We start from the raw sequence: 18,913 nt of genomic DNA on the forward strand, positions 1-18,913 counted from the left end.
TAAATTTTACCATAAATCATTGATATTGATGTATCAATTTTGAGGCGCTAAAAATAGGATTTTTAGGCGCATATAGGTGAGTATGCGCAAAATAAATTTAGTTGATAGGATTAGTAGGGGATAGGTTGGGTGTTTAATAATGGTATTTTATAATATCGAACACTAAATATTGAATAACGAACATCGCAGTATTATTTCGTCATTTATCATTCGAAATTCATTATTTTAATATTAATATCCTTGAAATCATCAGGGTCAACATACTAATCACTAAACAATTAGTGTATATGAATTATTATACCTACCTTGCCGCCTTTAATAAATAAAATAATGCAAAAAGAAGGAACAGTAAAATTTTTTAATGAAACAAAAGGATTCGGATTTATTACACCAAGCAATGGTGGTCAGGATGTATTTGTTCATTCTACAGGCTTAATTGACGAGATTCGTGAAAACGATAAAGTTGAATTCGAAGTAGAAAACGGCAGAAAAGGCCTTAATGCGGTAAATGTAAAAGTTATTTAATTATATAAATAAATAATCATCAATCGTTCAAGCATCCGCCCAAAAGGCGGATGCTTTTTTTATGCCCTGTTATTTTAACAAATTAATCTAAACATACAGCCAATGAATCTGTTGTAAACATAATATTCATCTACTAAAAGAGAAAAATTATGAAAGATCAGACAAAGATTATAGCAGCACTTTTAGTGGGTGCTGCAGCAGGCGCTGCACTTGGCTTATTATTAGCACCGGATAGTGGTGAGGGATTAAGAGGAAGTGTTGCTGATTATATTAATGATTTGGTTGATACAGCCAAAAACAAAGCAGAGGCAACTGCTAAGGAAGTAAAGCAATACAGCAATAATGCCTATAATACTGCAAAATCAAAACTTGGCGGTGCTGTGCATGATGCCACAGAATATCATGAAGAATTGGCTGATTCAGCAAAATCAAAAGTTAAAAACGCGGTAGATAACGCAAAGGAATATGGCGAAGATGCCGCTAACCACGCAAAATCAAAAGTAAAATCCACTGCTGATGATTGGAATAATTCTATTCAAAATGCTTAGTTAGTATCAAGTAGCTAGTATCAGGTATCAAGATAAAAGAAAAGCAGCCGGTTATGCCGGCTGCTTTTCTTGTTTTATAATGCTAGAATGAAGCTAAAAAAGTACTTGATATCTGATACTAGCTACTTGATACTAAAAAAGCTACTTGATACTAAATATCAACGAGTTATTGCTCCTGTCTGCATCCATAAATATACCGCCATCCAGTGTTACTGCTTCGATGGTTTTGGTGGTTTTTATGTGTACCGTTATCTGTTTCTGATCATTTTGCCAAACTATTGGTGTTTGGTGGAAGCTTTGGGTACTGCCATCGGTATAGGTTACCTTAATATCAAAAGGGACTGCAAAGCCACCAATGTTTTGGATAGCAACAACATAACCGCCATTCTCTTTAGTTACATTCTGTAAGTTAAGGTCGATATAGTTATTGGTGAAGAACCAGTTATTGAAGAACCAGTTCAGGTTTTTGCCTGATCCTGTGCTCATGGAGTTAAAATAATCCCATGGGATAGGATGTTTGCCGTTCCAGTTATTCATATAGGTATGCAGCGCTTTTTTGAATAGCTCATCGCCCAGCATATCTTTTAAAGCCAGGTAGCTTAACGATGGTTTTACATAAGCATTGTTGCCATAACCCCTGGTTAGTTCGCTGGTAGGGGTGATGATCGGCAGGTCCTCGCTGGTCGACGGGTCATTTATCCAGCGTTTTACACGGAAATTTTTATAATTCTCTATATTCTGCTGTTCGCCGGTTTCAGAAGCGCCTATCAAAAACTCAAAGGTGGTTGCCCATCCCTCGTCCATATAACCGTAACGGGTTTCGTTAATACCCATATAGAACGGGAAATAGGTATGAGCCATCTCGTGATCCTGCAAAAATTGAGCGTCGTGCATGTTGTCGGTATGGCTGTCGTTCACCATCATCGGGAACTCCATATCAGCAAAACCCTGGAAAGCGGTCATCTTAGGGTATGGATAAGGCACACCCGGCCAGTTGTGTGATAACCAGTTTAAGGTATGTACGCCGAATTTAACAGCAGAGTGAAAGTCTGTTGAGGCATCAGCATAAGCGGCCTGCATACTGGCGCGGCGATGTGTAGCATCATCAACCACTGTACTGGCAGCATCCCAATTGTAATGATCGCTGATACCTACTGCCATATCGCTTATATTATTGGCTTTCCAAATCCAGGTATTCAGGTCGTTTTGCGCAGTAATGTTCTTCTTTGCCAGGTCATCAGGCGTAGCAATATGTACGGTTGAATCCGTGGTCATGGATTGCTGCAGGCGTTTAATGTATTCGGGTTGTAATACCTGTGATGGGTTTTGCAATGTTCCTGTGGCCCAAACAATAAAGTTTTTAGGCACGGTAACGCTTAAATTATAGTCGTTAAAGTCGTTATAAAACTCCTGGCGGTCGTTAAAATCAAGCCTGTCCCATCCGTTATAATCATCAAAAACAGATACACGCGGATAAAAATAGCCTATATAAAAGGTAGTTGGGTCAATCACCCCTTCGCGCTCACTTTTTAATGAAAGCTCATAATGCCAGGTGATGTTTAATTTAACAGAATCATGCGGTAAAACAGGTTTTGATAGCTCAACAAACTGATTGGTGCCAATTACTTTATCATTATCCCATTCTTTTTTAACACCATTTACAAAAATGGAATCAACCTGTATGCCTTTGGTTATATAATCGGGTGTGGTAGCTGCATAACGTGTAGCACCGGGCCTGTGTATGTTTAATATCAGCTTCATGTTAAGGTGTTTTAACGTGTCGGGGCTGTTATTAAAGTAGGTGATCTGTTCGGTGCCTTTTATGGTACGATCGGGTGGGAGGGCGGTTATCTTAATATCATACCGGCCATGGTTTTCCCAGTAGTTTTTCCCCGGGCGGCCATCCGCCGACCTGGTTGCTTTAGCATAAGCTTTTTTAATGTCCCTTGGCAGGTATAATGTTTGTGCTTTTACCTGTGTTAAAAAAAAACAGCATAAAGCTGATGAGATGAAGTATTTGTACATCCTGATAAATAATAAGTCGGGTTAAAGGCTGTAAATATAATGGAAAAAGGCGTATTTTAAGTCTGAATTAAGAGAGGTGTGAGGAGACTTAAATAAGTAACAAGTATATTACAACTAAGGTTAATAAATAATTAGTTTGTTTAGCCCGAAATATTTTTTTTACTTTGCTGTAGTTATTTTAATAGGGGTATTAAATAACTATTGTGGGCCATTCGCTTTATGTGAATGGCCTTTTTTTGTGGATTTTTCTGTGCAAATGCTGCTTATTCGGTAGTTACATATTCTTTTGAGATGAGCATGAAAAGATGATCGTTATCTATAGATTCATCAAAACATTCGGTCAATAACTGCGCCGCCTGTTCCTTTTTTAGTTTAGAAGCAATCATTTTTAGCATGCTGCAGGCCGAAATGTTGATATGTTCAAGCAATTGCAGATAGGCAATAATGTCCATATCCAGCAATATGGGTAGGGGCTGCTCCTCATCCAAACAAAAATTATCTTTTACGATCGATTTTATAGGGTTACAATTTTTATTGGATGGAGTTTCGACAATAAGGGCATAAATGGCATCCATCCTTCCTATCTGCCTTTTAATATCTTCCCAAAACTCTTCCATAGCCATTTGTAATGCCGGGAACGATGCGATGCTTATCAGGTGACTGAGATGCTGGTTTAAATAGCATTTACCAAAATATATCCTGTTTAAATTATGTACAAAAACGTGATTAAGGACAGACTCATCGAGTGGTTTGGGAGTTACAAGGGCCATATTAGTGAAATTTAATAAAATATTTTAATCCTTTTTGAGTGAAAAAAGGCAGAAGCAGCTATGAATATGATTCAATGGTAAGTTTAACAATCAACCAATACCAATGTTTCATTACATATTGTTAAGCATATATTAGATACCTTTGCGCCCATATTATTCTGCTATATGAAATATAAATTAGGTGATTTTGTGCGGTTTGTTGATGAAAAAATGGAAGGTTTTGTTACCCGTATAATTGACGACCAGATGATTGGCGTTACCGGAGATGACGACTTTGAGATACCCGTACTGGCCAGTAAGGTTACCAGCGTACATGGCTATGAACCTGCCGGTACAAAAGGTAAAGTTGATGCTGTTAATGAGGTACAAATACCCGCTGCTGAGTTTCAAACCAAAGGGGTATACCTTGGCCTGGTTAATGACCCGAAAGTAAATTCAGTAGTGCATTTTTATTTGATAAATGATACCTCGTACCAGCTATTAGCAGCTTTAACTACCGAAAAGCCATCTTCATATAAAGGTGAGTTCGCCGGATTGGCGGCGCCTAAATCTGCTACTAAAATATATTCTGCACAATTGGCGGATCTGCAATTGTGGCCAAAGTTTGTATTCAATATAACTTTTTATACCCCACAAAATATAAAGCCTGCCGACCCCATAGTTTTTAATGATAAGCTGAAGGCCAAAGATTTTTCGGGCACTAAAAAGAAATTGCCTTTATTGAATGATTTGGGCTGGTTAATTCAGTTGGATGAACCGGAACTGGTTATTGATGCGCAAAAACTAAAAGAAAGCTTTTTTAAACCTGCTGAAGAAAAAGTTGAATTTGTAAAACCAATAAGCGAAGTAGATCTGCATATTGAAAAGCTGCGTGATGATCACCTGTTTTTACAAAGCAGCGAGATATTGAACATTCAATTGCAGTATTTTAATAAAGCATTGGATGCCGCCATAGTACACCAATTGCCTGAAATTACTTTTATACACGGCGCCGGCAATGGTGTTTTACGCCACGAATTGCATAAGGCATTAAGCAAGAATAACAAAATCCAAACCTTTATGGATGCCCGTAAGGAGAAATTTGGTTATGGAGCTACAAAGGTGATATTGAAATAGCAAAAAATGCAGCCTTATTAGCTGCATTTTTTATTTATGCTAATTGATGCTGTAACTCCCGTGCGTGTTTTTCAAACAGCATGTCGAGGATTTGCTGAGTAGTATCAGGATAATCAACCTTAATAACCTGGTCGTTATTTATCCAGTCGAGGATAGTCTCGTTATGTTTTGGTTTGAGACTTTTTATAACCGGTACACCCATCTGTTTTAGGGCAGCCGCGTTTAATTGCTGTTCATACTGGGTTTTCATAGGGATGACCAGTAGCTTTTTCTTCAGGTATAAGGCCTCAGCAGGGGTTTCAAAGCCTCCGCCGCACAGTACCGCCGCGCTTTGCGCCATGCTTTTTATAAAGTGCTCGTTATCAATAGGCTGTATGGATACGTTTTTATATTTGAATGTCTTTTTATTATGCTTTGAAAAAACATCCCACTGCACATCCTTAAACTCTGTTAAGCGCTTAATAAGCCTTTTATCGTCATAAGCAGGCAGATAAACGGTGTAATGGCCTTTGTTTTCAATTTTTTGATCCCTTACCTGCTGCCTTATTACCGGCGTAAATATATTTTTATCGAATTTGGCGAAATGGAAACCATATTGTTCTGTTACCGGTGCATAATGTTTAAGGATAAGCTTGCCGATCATGTCGGTATCATCAGTCTTGGGTGCATTTTCTGAAAGTACCGCCGCTTGGTGACTAAGCCCTATGCATGGCTTGTTTTTCATATAGCATGCCCATGCCGATACCGGCTCAAAATCATTGATCACCAGGTCATAATTTTCAACGGGAAGCTCATTTATCTCTTTTAAGAATTTACGGAAACGTGATTTTAAAAAGGTATCCCAAATATCAACCCCTCCCGATTTGCCGAATACAAACCCAAAGCCATGCAAAACATATTTAACCTGGAAAGGCAGTGAAAGATCGCCCTGGGTGCCGCTAACTAAAACATCCACATCGCCCATCTTTTTAAGCAAGGGCACAATATCCATTGAGCGGCTTAAATGTCCGTTTCCGGTACCTTGTATAGCGTATAATATTTTCATAATTCAGGGGATGGGATTGTGTATAAAAAATAAAGAGAGCAAGCTCTCCTTATCTAACTATTTAACTGATCTTATTAATCCAGTGAATAAAGAACGGGTTGGAATACCTCACATGAATAATATGGAGCAAAAGTGCAGCCGCCATATTAATACGGTGTTAAATTTCTGTTACTAAGTGGCTAATCGTGCCAAGTATTTATCAACACCTAATTTGTAACCTCAACAAAAACAGGCGTTTCCGTAACTTTTATACTTAAAATATGGTTAAATGCCGATACTTTATTTATTAACATATTATTACTGCCGATATTGAATTTATGTATTGTTGCCGTTGTTGATTTTCCTAAACTTAATTTACAGGTTGTGGTAAGGCCTTTTTCATCAGGAACCATCAGTGCGTAAATTGTTTTGTTGCCTTTTCTGTAAACATCAACCAGCGGGTAATTGTTTATAGTGCCTTGATAGGCGAAATCGTCAAGCAATTGTTTAGCCTGGTAGATGTAATCTGCCGCTGGCCGCCGTTCTCCCGTTTTTGATGCTAAACCACTTGAGGCATATTGAACAGGATTATCGCTATTGTCATCATACAACTCATAAAAGAATACCTTGTTTATACCATGCCGGGCATATAAAAACGAGGTACGGATAACCCAATCTGCCTGTGTTTGCAAGGCAGACTTATTACCAACAGGTATTGCCCGCTGCGGACTGCCGCTGTTTATATCATATCCGGCTTCGGTTACCCAAACTGGCAGGTGATAAACCTTCCCCAATTTTACAAAGCTATCCGCTATTTTTCCCGCTTCCGATAATTCAGGCGCTATGCCAACTGTGCCGATATCGGTAGTGCCCGGTTTATGATCGTTAGCGTAATAGTGATAATTGATCACATCAAAACAAAGATTTATCGAACCATCCGGTTTGTAGCCCCGGTGAACTTTACACCAGTTGATCATCGCTTCTACGTATTTCGGGTCGGGATTGGCAAGTCCAGCCATTACCACTTTAATACCGGGATCGGCAGTTTTTACGCCAACGCCTTTACCCAACCTGCCTTTATCGCCATCATAAAACGCGGAAAGGTTAGCGGCATATTCTTCGGCTGTTTGATGGGCCTTATCGCCTTTCCACCATTTATCACGCTCGTTATCGCACTCTATGTATTTTATTACACCGAGACCGATTTTAGAGACATTCACCGGGTCATTCGTCCAACGTGGTTTGGTATCAACGGTTACCAAAGCCGGATCAACTTTTTTATTGCTCCCATATCTCGCCGCAAACTGAAAAGCGGCTTTTGCCTGTTCTATGTAGGATGCCGGGTTTGATTTATCAGCACCAAAAGACATAGGCACGTTCTCACTATCGCGCAGGTTTAAGGGATAGGTTTGCTGTAGCCAGTCCGGGCAGCCTTTTATATCAGCCAAAACATCAATGCCTTCCTGTTGACAGCGCTGATAAATAATATCCAGATTCCAACCGCCATTGTTGGTGGGATTGAAGGTGTAGCTGCCGCGTTTGGGCTCAATCTTTTGCCAATCCAAATAATGCCTGAAACCACCGAATGATTTAATGATCGCCATTTTAGGCTCATAAATTTTGCTCGCATCATTCGGATTTTTAGGGTCCTGCAAAAAATCCCATTCAAAAGCGTTTATGCCCAGCATGTTATTAAATGTATTGGACTGCGTTTTTTTTGCAGAAGTTGATTTTCGCTGCGCGGATATAGTTAAGCATAGCAGGAGCAGGGGGATGAGTGCAATTGGTTTTTGCATGGTGTGGTAGATAGATGAGCTAAGATACGGAAATGGTGAGTCAACCTCGCTGATAGGTATTTTTAAAATTTATCTTACTTTTAAACTTTACCAAATACCCATGCCCGATAACAAACCACAACAACTGGATTGGATCAATAACCTAAGGATAATAGCTATGTATATGGTTGTTATTGTACATACTTCATCGCCTTTAATAATGCAGTATGGTAAAATAGCAGATAGTTATTGGTTTTGGGGCGATTTTTATAATGCGATCTCGCGGTTTGGGGTACCCGTTTTTGTAATGATAACCGGGGCGTTGCTACTGAACCGTGATCAGGAGCCGATCCCTTTTCTTAAAAAACGATTGGGCCGTATCATAGTCCCGTTCCTGTTTTGGAGTTTGATATATGTTGCATTTGGCTGGTATAATGAGGATTTTACTTTTACTGCCGATACCTGGGTGAATGTTAAAATAGTGCTTCACCAGTTAAAATATGGCAGCTCGTATCATTTGTGGTATGTATATATGCTTATCGGCCTGTATTTTTTAATACCCGTACTCGGCAAATTTGTGCGGAATGCTTCGGAAAGCGAATTGCTGTATTTCCTGTTGGTTTGGTTGGGAGTGATGATGATCAGCCAGCCTTATTTAAAGCGTTTTGATCCGCAGGTTGATCTGCATTATTTTGCAGGCTATGCGGGCTATCTTGTTTTAGGCTATTACCTGGCTTATAAGAATTTCCCCGCCAGGTTTAACCGCAACTGGTTTGGTATACTGTTCCTGGCTACTTTAGCCATTATTGTTGCAGGTACTTATTATACCAGCATCTATTATAAAGGTTTAAGTACGATGATGTACGAGCCGGTTAGCCCAACAATAGTATTGTTATCGGGCAGCGCGTTTATGGTGGGCAAGCTCACAAATATCAGTTGGTCGCCGCGGGTTAAGCAGGTGCGCGACTTTATTGGCGGGTACACCTTTGGCATATATTTGAGCCATGCGCTTATTTTAAGGCTTATAGACGATGAATTGAATATTAACTACAGCTTGTTTCATCCTTTGGTTGGCATTCCGTTAACTGCCCTTATATGCTTCATACTGTCGTTGTTATTAGTGTATTTGCTGAGCAAATTACCGCTGGGCAAATGGATCTCTACCTGATATTAAAGCCTGCTTTCCGATAAATTTCAATACTTTATGCAAAACATGAATAATATGTAATAATTTTAAAAAATTTTTCTACCCAATAACCCCAGGGTTTATTTTTTAATAAATGAAAAAAATAACTGAAGGCACCGCCGCATTATATACCGCTCTTTTAATTGTAGTCACTTTTATAATCCGCCTGTTTATTGCAGCCTATACAGGGCTGGGCATTGGCGAAGCTTATTATTTCCGTGGTGCGTTGCACCTTGATCTGAGTTATTTTGATCAGCCGCCATTGTTCTTTTGGTTGGGCGGCTTGAGTATAAAAGTATTTGGTTTAACCAATTTGGGTATCAGGTTCCCGTCGGTGTTATTGTTTGCCGGTACCAGCTGGTTGCTGTACCTGGTTACTAAAAAGCTATTTAATGCCAAAGCTGGCTTTTGGGCAGTATTGGTTATGAATTTAAGCGCGGTATTTACCGTTCCTATTGCTTGTTGGTTTCAGCCCGATGCGCCTTTGATGTTCTTTTGGCTATTAAGTACCTATGTAATAGTTGATGTATTATCCATTACTGATGAAGGCCGTACAAAACGCGGTGCCGGGCAGGTTTACCTGCTCTGGATACTGGTAGGTATATGCATGGGCTTGGCCACATTAAGTAAATACCACGTAATATTTCTGTTTGCGGGAGTCTTTATATTTGTGAGCGCTAATAAAAACCAGCGCCACTGGTTAAGACATCCCGGACCGTACATTGCTATGTTAATCACCCTTGTGATCGCGTTCCCTGTACTTTACTGGAACTATAAGAACAATTGGGTATCCTTTGTTTTCCAGGGCTCAAGGGCCGGCTCAAGCGGTGGCTTGCACCCAGTTTGGTTTTTACGCAGCATAGGCGGCCAATGCTTATGGTTGTTACCATGGTTCTGGTTTCCGCTGGTAAAACAGCTTATCGTATCCTTTAAAAAGCGTACACTATCACAATCTTACAGCTTCTTATTCTGGACGGCCATATTACCATTGGTGTTTTTTACAACAGTTACCTTATGGTCCGATCTGCAATACCACTTCCACTGGCAGGCCCCGGGCTATATGATGTTATTTATGCCATTGGGTTATGCTATTGATAAAAGCCTGAGCGATCCTCAAAAAGCACGCGGCACTAAACGCTGGCTCGTTTTTTCGGCATTGTTTACCATTATTACCATAGGCGTGCTTTGTATTGATGAGGTTACCGGCTTTTGGCAAAGTTATGGCCCTAAATGGGTAGTAAGTCTGGTTGATAAAACACCTGAAGCAAAAAAGAATGAAATTGACCCTACTATACAGGGGGTTGATTATGATGACATTTTAACCCGTTTTCAGAAAGAAGGCTGGATGAATAATAACAAAATATTTGTTGGTGCTACCCGCTGGTGGCTTACCGGTAAGGTTGATTGGGTGCTGAAAGGCCAAAAAGATATCATTTGCTTTAACGATGACCCACGTAACCTGGCTTTTTTGGTTGATCCTAATAAAGTTGTAGGTGAAGATGCCATTATTATTGACCAGGGTAGTCCCGCGAGTGTAAACAATGATGTAAAGCCATTTTTCGACAGCGTGAAACAATTACCCGATATTGCCATTATACGTAACGGCAGGGAGGAACTGCATTTACAGGTATACTATTGCACCCATTTCCACGTACCTGCAACACCAAGGGAAGATTTGCCGCTGTATCACCAGTTAACAGGCAGGCCGCCGTTTGGAAAGTAAGGTTTATTTAGGAGTTCGGATGTCCGATTTCGGATTTGTTTTCTAGTTTGTCATGCTGAGGAACGAAGCATCTATTCTATAAGCAGCAGGTAGTCGCTTGTAGATTGAATGTGGATAGGTTCTTCGCTCCGCTCAGAATGACAATTAATCAATCCCGTACTGGCTTCAGTTTATAACTGAAGCCTAATGATAATTTCAGTCTGCGACTGAACTAAGCCACATTCTTATTATTGTTCAGCAAAGCTTCATAATCGTTGATGGTATTAATATCAATACACTCCTGAAATAGTCCAGATATCCCCTTTATGTTGGCTTGTTTGCCCCTGTTTTACTTGTTTTTTCTTTAATAAGTTTGTATAAACCTTTTATAGATCAAAAACATGGCAAAACTATCTGTATTTAATTTTGCATCACTAAATGGTTATTATAAGGGCCTGAATGGTGACTAAGCGTTTGGGATGCCGAAACAAGTTCGGCATGACTGGAATTATGTAATGAATAGCTACACATACATTAAATTTAAATATCATGTTCAAACACACAAAGGCATTTAGCGGTTTTTCGGTTGATGATATAGCAAAAGCAAAGGCATTTTACCAACAAACATTGGGTTTGGAGGTAAGTGAGGGGATGATGGGCCTGCTTGACCTGCATATTGAAGGGAATGATAATAGCATTTTGATATACCCAAAGCCTAATCATGAACCTGCAACCTACACTATTCTTAATTTCCCGGTGGATGATGTAGAGCAGGCGGTTGATGCATTAACCACCAAGGGCATCAGCTTTGAACAGTATGATATGGGACAATTAAAAACGGATGAAAAAGGCATAGCACGGTTCCCTGGCATTACCCAGGCATGGTTTAAAGACCCTGCCGGCAATATTTTGTCGGTAATAAATGCTGAAAAATAAACAGGTTTATAAAACATACTGATAATTATTGAGTTATCTTTATAACTCTAACTTATCATTATGGCAACTTCATCTGAAATAATCAGCGACATCAAACACTGGTGGCTCTTTTTACTGCGCGGTATATTGTTCATATTACTGGGTATTTATATGATCAGTGCACCGTTAGTAACCTTTGTGGCACTCAGTATGCTTTTTGGGATAGTAATAGTTTTAGGGGGCGCTGCCGAGCTGGTGCATGCTTATGCAAACCGCTACGTAGTAGGGTGGAGCTGGCGTTTTCTGTTAGGATTGATAGATGTAGCCCTGGGCTTTATACTTATTTTCGATGTTAAATTAAGTATAAGCGTGTTGCCGTTCGCGGTAGGGTTATGGTTCCTGTTCAGAGGGTTTTCACTATTTAGTTTTGCCAGCGTAATGCGCCGGTCAGGCTGGATGATGCTGGCAGGCGTGATAATTGTTTTATTTGCGATGTTGATTATGTTTAACCCCGCCTTTGGTGCAATGACCATTGTATTATGGGCAGCATCTGCATTTATAGTAACGGGTATTATTAATACCATACTTGCTTTCAGGCTTAAAGCTGTAAATGAAGTTTTAACAAAACGGTAGTAGATAGAACCGGAATCAAGATACAAGAATCAGGATAAAATTCTGTTACCTTGATTCATCATTAGCAATTTCCTTTATTTATGATGCATTTGCAAGTACCATTCTTGTATTATTAGAATACAATACGAGTGCTTTGCTGGTTTTTTTAGCATGATCGCGTTGCGTAAATTTATCTTTTAACAGTTTAAAAAGATTAAAGCTAAGCGGATCGGCCAATGGGATAGTGTTGCCTTTAGCGGCACGCGGGTGCATTGCCAGTTCGTTAGCTTTCACTTTCAAGTTAAAATGATTGATATGCGTAAGGCCTGTTTTGGTATCAGTATCAAATATTACAAAGGTGTCAATACGGTTGCCTTTGCTATCGGTGTAAATAACCAGGTCGTTTTCTTTATAAGTATTCATATAGTGCTCCTTTATTCAGGAAAAGAGCAATAATCGATCCAAATGTGCCCCTATACCCTGTTTTTGGCCTTTTTGGAGATAAGTATCTGTTTTAAAGAATGATATTTGTTGATTGTAACAGCATTTTTGCTTAGCGTGATAAAGCACGAGTGTGATTTTTGAAGTCTTCGGTGGTTGGGTTGTGTGTGGATATGGCTACAGGGTGTTTTAGAAACTCATCGCTGCCGCGAGTTTAGCGGAGCGTAACTCGTGGTGTGTATTGTACAAGCTTCTTAGCTTGTGTTTTGCTGTAAAGCTGTAAGCTTTAACTATGCTGTACCACGGGTTACGCTGCGCTAAACCCGCGGCAGCAATACAATTACACTACCTCCGGCGTACTGCCCGGTTTTGATTTTTTAGCAGCGCGTATTTTTATAACCTGATAGACTACACCAATTACATAAAGTACGAAAAATATTAGCAGCCCCATCTGTATAACAGGCGCGTTAGGGCCATCGGCAATAGGGTGACTGATTGGCAGCCTGGTTAAACTCTCAACCGTTGTGGGAATCATAGAAAGTAGTATGGTTGTTGACAAGATTATAGTTTGCACATAATCAGTACTTTTACCCAGAAATTTTATCGATTTGACATATACGCCGATAGGAATCAGTACAAGTATTATTATAGCCATGCCGTGTGCCGGGGTAAAGTGCCCGGTTTTCATTATCGGCAGTGATGTTAAACAAGCAGCAACCGTAAAATATATGTACAGCTTGCCCATGGTATTTAATGGGTTTATCTTACCATCGCGCAGCAGGGCAATAACAGCAAAAACTATGGCAAGCACACTAATTGCAGTATGAATAATGCCAAGTATGGAAAGGTGATTAGGTGGGATCATAATGATAAGTTTAATGGTTAATGGGAACTTTCATCTAAATATTAGAAAAAATAACCAATTGATCAAATATCACACAGGTAATCATCTACTTACATGCTTTCAGGAAATAAATAGTCTATTTATTATAAAAACTTTCGAGCAAAATATACCGGGCCGTATTTGTTACCGGAGTTAGCTGGCTGTTTACATCAATCACCATAGTTTTTGGGTTTGCACTATCCAGCTTATCCCATTGCGGTAAACCATTACCGTTAGGATTGCCTGTTTTTATAAAATTGGCAAAATAGGTTTGCATAGTTTCTGATACCTTGTAATCATCAGGTGTCCAGGCGTAAACTTTGTTGGTGGATAGATTACCCAAAGCATATTCAATTTCTGAAGCATGTGACGCGCCCAGCGAATTGCCATTACCTTGTCCGTTAACCATTGGCGGCCTTTTCTTTGAAAACAGGTATCGGTAAACAGGCTTATCGCCGATTTTGCTTTGTATATCAGTAAATTTCCAGGTAGCAAAAACTATAAAACGGTCTGATGCCAGATCGGTGGCCGCTTGCGCAACATCGGCATCGGTTGCTGCGGGGTAGGCATTGAATACATCATCAGCTTTATCATTATATAGTTTTTGTAAAGCTTTTTTATAATTAGTAACTGTCAGCGAATCATTGCCTAAAACAGAGTGATATTCTACCTCTGCAGAGTTCCAGCCGGCTAATAATGGCACGTGCATTTGCTTACCGGCATCAAAAATGGCCTGTGGCATTTTAGGTAAAAAGTAACCGTCGACAGCAGTAGAGAACTTTATACCCATTGCCAGCTGCATTAGTTTATCGGCAGGTATTTTACGCAGGTCATCCAGTGTAGTTGCGCCCGCTTTTTGCGCGAACTTTACGCCTGTTTGCTCAATATCAGTCAATGGTACAGGTGATAAATTACCTAATACCGCGCCGCTTTCACCAATTGCGCCTCTAAATAATCCCTTTGACAAAGGCGAAGCCACTTGTGCCGATACCGACATAGAACCAGCCGATTCGCCACCAATGGTTACTTTATCAGGGTCGCCGCCAAAGGCTGCGATGTTTTTTTGTACCCATAACAATGCCGCATGCTGATCCATTAAACCATAATTACCCGATGAATGATGTGGTGATTCTTTGGTTAGTTCAGGATGGGCAAAGAAACCGAAAATACCTAAACGGTAGTTAATAGTTACGGTAACAATTCCTTTTTTAGCCAAAGCTTCGCCATCATAACGATATTCTGAACCGTCGCCCGCTATAAACCCTCCACCGTAAAAATAAACGAGTACGGGTAATTTCTCTTTGGCTGATTTTGCAGGTGTCCACACATTCAGGTACAAACAATCCTCACTTTTTCCATTACTCCTGAACATCATATCACTAAAAACGGGCGGTTGCATAGCCTGTGGTCCAAAATGATCCGCAACATGTACACCTGCCCAGTTCTTAGGTGGCCGGGGCTCCTTCCATCGCAGATCAGCAAGCGGTGGCTGTGCATAGGGTATGCCTTTAAAGGAATGTATTCCGCTGGTTTCAACGACGCCCTGTAATAGCCCGTTAGTTATTTTAACCTGTACGTTACTGCCGGTTTGTGCAAAGGAAAAAGCTATCCCGCTAATTATAGCAAGCAATAATAAGATGATTTTCTTCATGAGGTATGGTGGTTTATAAAGGAACTCAAATGATCGGTTCATTACAAATTTAATGTTTATGAGTAATGAAATTTTAACAAATTATGGTAGTAATAGATTTATTACGATGGGCAAAAGATGATATCAAAGTTAAAAAAGTAACGGGTAGTGCGATTCCCTCCCCTGGGAGGGGCAGGGAGGGGTTTCTGCATGCGATTATCCAGCGTATAAACCCCTCCCTGCCACCGCACCACCAGCCGCACCCCTCCCCGGGGAGGGAATAAAAAAGAGTGTGAGGGAAAGATAATTTATAATTCCTGCCAGCCCCGTGGTTGGTGTCCTCACCGACCACTAATACATTACTCCATAACAAACATTTATCCCATCTAATTAGTTTACTTTTACCTTGGTAATCAAAATTTTATGGCTACAGTAGCGTTGCGCAGTACCGCGGGTAAATGGGTTATGGTTTCGGCCATCCTGGCTTCAGCTATGGCTTTTATTGATAGTACGGCGCTTAACGTGGTGTTGCCATCGCTGCAAAAAAGTTTGCAGGCTACCGGTGCCGATCTGTTCTGGATATTGAATGCATATTTGCTTATGCTGGCTTCGCTCATACTTATTGGTGGTTCATTGGGCGATAGATTGGGCCGTAAAAAAGTGTTCATGGCCGGGATATTTATTTTTATCTGTGGCTCGGCGGCATGCGGCTTATCACCCGGAGTGACTTTTTTGATCGTTTTTAGGATCATACAAGGCATTGGCGGGGCTTTAATGATCCCGGGTAGCCTGTCGCTCATCTCCTCATCAATAAACGAACAGGAGCGTGGTAAGGCCATTGGCACCTGGTCTGCATTTACAACGGTGGTAACCATGGGCGGCCCTATATTGGGTGGCGCCTTGGGCGATGCTGGCTTATGGCGGTATATCTTTTTTATAAACGTACCCATAGGCATTGCGGCGCTGGTGATGCTCTGGTTCAAGGTAAAAGAAAGTAGGGATGAAGGTAGTGGCCATGCTTTGGATTTCCCCGGTGCTATAGCTATAGCATTAGGATTGGCTTTGGTAACTTTTGGCTTTTTACGCATACCGGCGGTTGGTTTGGCTAACTGGCAGGTATATACCACGCTAAGCGTTGGCGTATTGCTGCTGGTAGCTTTTGTTGTTATTGAAGCCAAAAGTAAACACCCTATGGTGCCTTTGCATTTGTTTGCCAACGCTACGTTCAGCGGGGCAAATTTGCTTAGCTTTTTCCTGTACGCAGGTTTAGGTGCGGGTATGCTGTTCCTTTCACTGAATTTGGTGCAGGTGCAGGGGTATAGTCAGCTGCAGTCAGGACTTACTTTTTTGCCTTTTACTATCATGATGATCTCCCTGGCCCGCTTTGCCGGTACGCTTGCCGATAAATATGGCCCAAGGTTATTGCTAATTATTGGTCCGGCTGCGGCAGGGACAGGCCTGCTCATTTTATCATTTATAAAGCAGACCAATGGTCCATCGGACTACTGGACAAGCTTTTTTCCGGGAGTTATTGTATTCGGACTGGGTATGTCGTTCACCGTTGCGCCATTAACCACAGCGGTAATGGGTTCGGTAAGTGATCATTTTTCGGGGACGGCATCTGGTGTAAACAATGCGGTTACACGTATAGCCAACGTATTTGCCAATGCCATATTTGGCGCGCTGGCAGTACTGTTTTTTACAGGTGCATTGCAGCATAAATTAGCTGATGTTAAGCTAAAGCCACAATACCAGCAGGAAGCATTAGCACAAGCCGCTGATCTGGGTAATGCAAAGGTTCCGGCCAATATCCAATCCAGCAATAAAGCTGTTATTGAAAAATACTACCACGAAAGTTTTATTGCTGCCTATGCCAATATTATGCGCATATCGGCGGCGCTTGGTTTTTTAGGCGCGTTAATGGCTGTTATCTTTGTTAAAAATAGTGCTGTTAAAAAGGAATAATATTTAATTAGTGATAAACGGCAATGTCGCGCTTTTATACGCAGGCTTTTGCAGTTCTGTCTTCAGGTTTTTAAATATCTGCATAGGGCCTTCTGTAGCAAACATATTAATGAGCCATGCAGGCAGATCGCCTCCCGGGTCTACATGTAAACTGTATTCAATTTTTACCTGGCCGTTTCCTAATGGTGTTATTACCCATTTACCATTAGAGTGATTTATGCGTACAATATTATCTTTAGCCGGTACAAGATCGTTTACAACCGGGCCATCAACGGTAACCACTTTAGTATTATGATCTTGTGAAACTGTTAAATGTGACACAAAATCCCTGTTTTTAACGGGCCATGGTAAGGTTACTTCTGAGTAGTAATATAGTTCTGATGGCGAAACCTGCTTAACCAATGAGCAGGATTTGGTATGATATACCCACTCAGGCGCATTCTTAATATCCATTAAAATAGTAACAAGCTGCGATGCTGTTGCGGTAACTTCACATTCAACTTTAATGGCTTTTATTTTTGAATCGGGTACAACACTGGTATATATTTTTATGCCATCCTTCTCTGTATTAAGCTTCCAGTCAATTCCGGCCGAAGCAGGCATCAACTTAAAGAATAATAAAAGAAATATGAATAATACTTTATACATTATTATAATGATTAAGGCGTACAAAAATAATAAATGCCACAGTGTAACAACACCCAATGTGCGGCAGTCCAACAAATATTACTTTCAAATTAATAATCTGTAAAAAAATATAAGGCTATGGGAACGAAAGAATCATTCAGTATAAATGGCGAGAACTTGCTTAAAAAAGTAAAGGAACTGATAGCCGAAGGAAATATAAAAAAGATAACCATTGCCGATAAATCAGGTAAAGAACTGGCATCTTTCCCGCTAACTTTTGGCGTAGTAGGTATTTTGCTGATGCCGGTTATGGCCGCTATTGGCGCTATAGCCGCACTGGTTACAGAATGTACCATCACTGTTGAAAGGCATGATGAAGAAACAGGCGCAGGTAACGGACATGCTTAAACAAAAAACACCTGCCGGTATTAAGCCGGCAGGTGTTTTTTATGATAGTATAGCTCTAATTATGGTTTCTCCACAGTTACATCCTGGGCTAATACAGCATCGTCAGGAGTTTTGCCCAGGTCCAGATCCAATGTGTAAAGCGCCTCAGGGTTGGCTTTTTCGCCACCAGCCACTTTTATTTTTGATAGCAGGTCGAGCGCCAGTGTTTCCTCTTCTGTTTGTTCCTTCACAAACCATTGCAAAAAGTTCCAGGTTGCCCAGTCTTTTTCCTCAAGGCTCATGTTTACGATGTTGTAAATAGATGTGGTGTTCTCCACTTCGTATTTAAATACCTTCTCAAAGCAGTCATTAACACTTTTTGGGTCATGGCCGGGGGCGGGTATAGCGGTCACAACCACTTTAGCGCCTCTTTTTAAAATGTACTCCAAAAATTTCATCATATGGTTGCGTTCCTCATTGGCATGCCTGAAAAGGAAATTCGCAATACCGTCATACCCTTTGTCGCTTGCCCATGAGGCATAAGCCAGGTATATCTGTGAGTTGTGCGCCTCGTTTGTCATCTGGGCATTTAAGGCAGCTGCAAGTGTTGGTGATAGTCTGTTGGTGTTCATATTTTGAGAACTAAAAATTGAGATAAAAGTTTGATGAAGAATAAAGATTTTGTTTTTATGTAGTTACCCTCTTTACGCTTTAGCGTAGAGAGGGTGGTCGAGCGAAGCAACGACCGGGTGAGTTGGCGGAGCGCGTCGAAGTCCCGCGTT

General features: G+C 40.6%; 18 protein-coding genes. 9 read left to right on the plus strand and 9 right to left on the minus strand.

From position 1 onward, the window contains the following. Positions 1–330: 330 nt before the first annotated feature. Positions 331–525, plus strand: coding sequence for a cold-shock protein (locus tag BLU33_RS05765; RefSeq protein ID WP_091380246.1), 195 nt, complete (start codon positions 331–333; stop codon positions 523–525). A 149-nt stretch (positions 526–674) separates the two neighbouring features. Further along, the gene (locus tag BLU33_RS05770) at positions 675–1,073 is read left to right on the plus strand and encodes a YtxH domain-containing protein (protein ID WP_091370237.1); all 399 of its coding nucleotides are present in this window, start codon (positions 675–677) and stop codon (positions 1,071–1,073) included. 141 nt (positions 1,074–1,214) lie between these two features. On the opposite strand, the gene BLU33_RS05775 is transcribed toward BLU33_RS05770, so the two are convergent. Then, positions 1,215–3,098: a M1 family metallopeptidase gene (locus BLU33_RS05775; RefSeq protein WP_091370238.1), complete on the minus strand. Its 1,884-nt coding sequence runs from the start codon at positions 3,096–3,098 to the stop codon at positions 1,215–1,217. A gap of 263 nt (positions 3,099–3,361) precedes the next feature. Continuing rightward, a complete protein-coding gene (locus BLU33_RS05780) occupies positions 3,362–3,868 on the minus strand; it encodes a DUF892 family protein (RefSeq protein WP_091370240.1) in 507 nt (168 codons plus the stop codon). A gap of 165 nt (positions 3,869–4,033) precedes the next feature. Between BLU33_RS05780 and BLU33_RS05785 the strand changes: the two genes are divergently transcribed. Further along, positions 4,034–4,984 carry a Smr/MutS family protein gene (locus BLU33_RS05785; RefSeq protein ID WP_091370242.1) on the plus strand — a complete coding sequence of 317 codons (951 nt, stop codon included), beginning with the start codon at positions 4,034–4,036 and terminating at the stop codon, positions 4,982–4,984. Positions 4,985–5,018: 34 nt separating this feature from the next. Here BLU33_RS05785 and BLU33_RS05790 read toward each other — a convergent pair whose 3' ends face one another. Both BLU33_RS05790 and BLU33_RS05795 read right to left on the minus strand, forming a co-directional pair. Then, the gene (locus BLU33_RS05790; protein ID WP_091370243.1) at positions 5,019–6,029 is read right to left on the minus strand and encodes a glycosyltransferase family protein; all 1,011 of its coding nucleotides are present in this window, start codon (positions 6,027–6,029) and stop codon (positions 5,019–5,021) included. 206 nt (positions 6,030–6,235) lie between these two features. Beyond that, on the minus strand, positions 6,236–7,804 hold the full coding sequence (locus tag BLU33_RS05795; protein WP_091370245.1) for a beta-galactosidase: 1,569 nt from the start codon (positions 7,802–7,804) through the stop codon (positions 6,236–6,238). 100 nt (positions 7,805–7,904) lie between these two features. Here BLU33_RS05795 and BLU33_RS05800 point away from each other — a divergent pair, with 100 nt between their 5' ends. From BLU33_RS05800 to BLU33_RS05815, 4 genes are all read left to right on the plus strand, one after another. Beyond that, entirely contained in the window at positions 7,905–8,951 is a 1,047-nt protein-coding gene (locus BLU33_RS05800) for an acyltransferase (protein WP_091370246.1), read from the plus strand. A gap of 112 nt (positions 8,952–9,063) precedes the next feature. Then, the gene (locus BLU33_RS05805) at positions 9,064–10,692 is read left to right on the plus strand and encodes an ArnT family glycosyltransferase (protein ID WP_091370247.1); all 1,629 of its coding nucleotides are present in this window, start codon (positions 9,064–9,066) and stop codon (positions 10,690–10,692) included. Positions 10,693–11,220: 528 nt separating this feature from the next. Further along, positions 11,221–11,607: a VOC family protein gene (locus tag BLU33_RS05810; protein WP_091370248.1), complete on the plus strand. Its 387-nt coding sequence runs from the start codon at positions 11,221–11,223 to the stop codon at positions 11,605–11,607. Between the two features lie 60 nt (positions 11,608–11,667). After that, a complete protein-coding gene (locus BLU33_RS05815) occupies positions 11,668–12,219 on the plus strand; it encodes an HdeD family acid-resistance protein (RefSeq protein WP_091370249.1) in 552 nt (183 codons plus the stop codon). A 78-nt stretch (positions 12,220–12,297) separates the two neighbouring features. On the opposite strand, the gene BLU33_RS05820 is transcribed toward BLU33_RS05815, so the two are convergent. The 3 genes from BLU33_RS05820 to BLU33_RS05830 form a co-directional block, all read right to left on the minus strand. Further along, a complete protein-coding gene (locus BLU33_RS05820) occupies positions 12,298–12,621 on the minus strand; it encodes a hypothetical protein (RefSeq protein WP_091370251.1) in 324 nt (107 codons plus the stop codon). Between the two features lie 358 nt (positions 12,622–12,979). Next, complete coding sequence (locus BLU33_RS05825; protein ID WP_091370253.1) at positions 12,980–13,504, minus strand: hypothetical protein; 525 nt, start codon at positions 13,502–13,504, stop codon at positions 12,980–12,982. 115 nt (positions 13,505–13,619) lie between these two features. Then, on the minus strand, positions 13,620–15,173 hold the full coding sequence (locus BLU33_RS05830) for a carboxylesterase/lipase family protein (RefSeq protein WP_091380248.1): 1,554 nt from the start codon (positions 15,171–15,173) through the stop codon (positions 13,620–13,622). A 402-nt stretch (positions 15,174–15,575) separates the two neighbouring features. Here BLU33_RS05830 and BLU33_RS05835 point away from each other — a divergent pair, with 402 nt between their 5' ends. Beyond that, on the plus strand, positions 15,576–17,117 hold the full coding sequence (locus BLU33_RS05835; protein ID WP_091370255.1) for an MFS transporter: 1,542 nt from the start codon (positions 15,576–15,578) through the stop codon (positions 17,115–17,117). Between the two features lie 3 nt (positions 17,118–17,120). Here BLU33_RS05835 and BLU33_RS05840 read toward each other — a convergent pair whose 3' ends face one another. Beyond that, positions 17,121–17,765, minus strand: coding sequence for an START domain-containing protein (locus BLU33_RS05840; RefSeq protein ID WP_091370257.1), 645 nt, complete (start codon positions 17,763–17,765; stop codon positions 17,121–17,123). A gap of 117 nt (positions 17,766–17,882) precedes the next feature. Between BLU33_RS05840 and BLU33_RS05845 the strand changes: the two genes are divergently transcribed. Beyond that, a complete protein-coding gene (locus BLU33_RS05845; RefSeq protein ID WP_091370259.1) occupies positions 17,883–18,152 on the plus strand; it encodes a DUF4342 domain-containing protein in 270 nt (89 codons plus the stop codon). A 59-nt stretch (positions 18,153–18,211) separates the two neighbouring features. On the opposite strand, the gene BLU33_RS05850 is transcribed toward BLU33_RS05845, so the two are convergent. After that, positions 18,212–18,763: a ferritin gene (locus BLU33_RS05850; protein ID WP_091370261.1), complete on the minus strand. Its 552-nt coding sequence runs from the start codon at positions 18,761–18,763 to the stop codon at positions 18,212–18,214. Positions 18,764–18,913: the final 150 nt, after the last annotated feature.

Source organism: Mucilaginibacter mallensis (assembly GCF_900105165.1).
GTDB classification, from domain to species: domain Bacteria; phylum Bacteroidota; class Bacteroidia; order Sphingobacteriales; family Sphingobacteriaceae; genus Mucilaginibacter; species Mucilaginibacter mallensis.

Excerpts from the sequence above, each read along its gene's own strand:
- BLU33_RS05780 (WP_091370240.1), bottom strand. The coding sequence starts at position 3,868 with ATGGCCCTTGTAACTCCCAAACCACTCGATGAGTCTGTCCTTAATCAC.
- BLU33_RS05800 (WP_091370246.1), top strand. The coding sequence starts at position 7,905 with ATGCCCGATAACAAACCACAACAACTGGATTGGATCAATAACCTAAGG.
- BLU33_RS05775 (WP_091370238.1), bottom strand. The coding sequence starts at position 3,098 with ATGTACAAATACTTCATCTCATCAGCTTTATGCTGTTTTTTTTTAACA.
- BLU33_RS05835 (WP_091370255.1), top strand. The coding sequence starts at position 15,576 with ATGGCTACAGTAGCGTTGCGCAGTACCGCGGGTAAATGGGTTATGGTT.
- BLU33_RS05785 (WP_091370242.1), top strand. The coding sequence starts at position 4,034 with ATGAAATATAAATTAGGTGATTTTGTGCGGTTTGTTGATGAAAAAATG.
- BLU33_RS05795 (WP_091370245.1), bottom strand. The coding sequence starts at position 7,804 with ATGCAAAAACCAATTGCACTCATCCCCCTGCTCCTGCTATGCTTAACT.
- BLU33_RS05790 (WP_091370243.1), bottom strand. The coding sequence starts at position 6,029 with ATGAAAATATTATACGCTATACAAGGTACCGGAAACGGACATTTAAGC.
- BLU33_RS05845 (WP_091370259.1), top strand. The coding sequence starts at position 17,883 with ATGGGAACGAAAGAATCATTCAGTATAAATGGCGAGAACTTGCTTAAA.
- BLU33_RS05765 (WP_091380246.1), top strand. The coding sequence starts at position 331 with ATGCAAAAAGAAGGAACAGTAAAATTTTTTAATGAAACAAAAGGATTC.
- BLU33_RS05825 (WP_091370253.1), bottom strand. The coding sequence starts at position 13,504 with ATGATCCCACCTAATCACCTTTCCATACTTGGCATTATTCATACTGCA.
- BLU33_RS05815 (WP_091370249.1), top strand. The coding sequence starts at position 11,668 with ATGGCAACTTCATCTGAAATAATCAGCGACATCAAACACTGGTGGCTC.
- BLU33_RS05830 (WP_091380248.1), bottom strand. The coding sequence starts at position 15,173 with ATGAAGAAAATCATCTTATTATTGCTTGCTATAATTAGCGGGATAGCT.
- BLU33_RS05850 (WP_091370261.1), bottom strand. The coding sequence starts at position 18,763 with ATGAACACCAACAGACTATCACCAACACTTGCAGCTGCCTTAAATGCC.
- BLU33_RS05820 (WP_091370251.1), bottom strand. The coding sequence starts at position 12,621 with ATGAATACTTATAAAGAAAACGACCTGGTTATTTACACCGATAGCAAA.
- BLU33_RS05805 (WP_091370247.1), top strand. The coding sequence starts at position 9,064 with ATGAAAAAAATAACTGAAGGCACCGCCGCATTATATACCGCTCTTTTA.
- BLU33_RS05810 (WP_091370248.1), top strand. The coding sequence starts at position 11,221 with ATGTTCAAACACACAAAGGCATTTAGCGGTTTTTCGGTTGATGATATA.
- BLU33_RS05770 (WP_091370237.1), top strand. The coding sequence starts at position 675 with ATGAAAGATCAGACAAAGATTATAGCAGCACTTTTAGTGGGTGCTGCA.
- BLU33_RS05840 (WP_091370257.1), bottom strand. The coding sequence starts at position 17,765 with ATGTATAAAGTATTATTCATATTTCTTTTATTATTCTTTAAGTTGATG.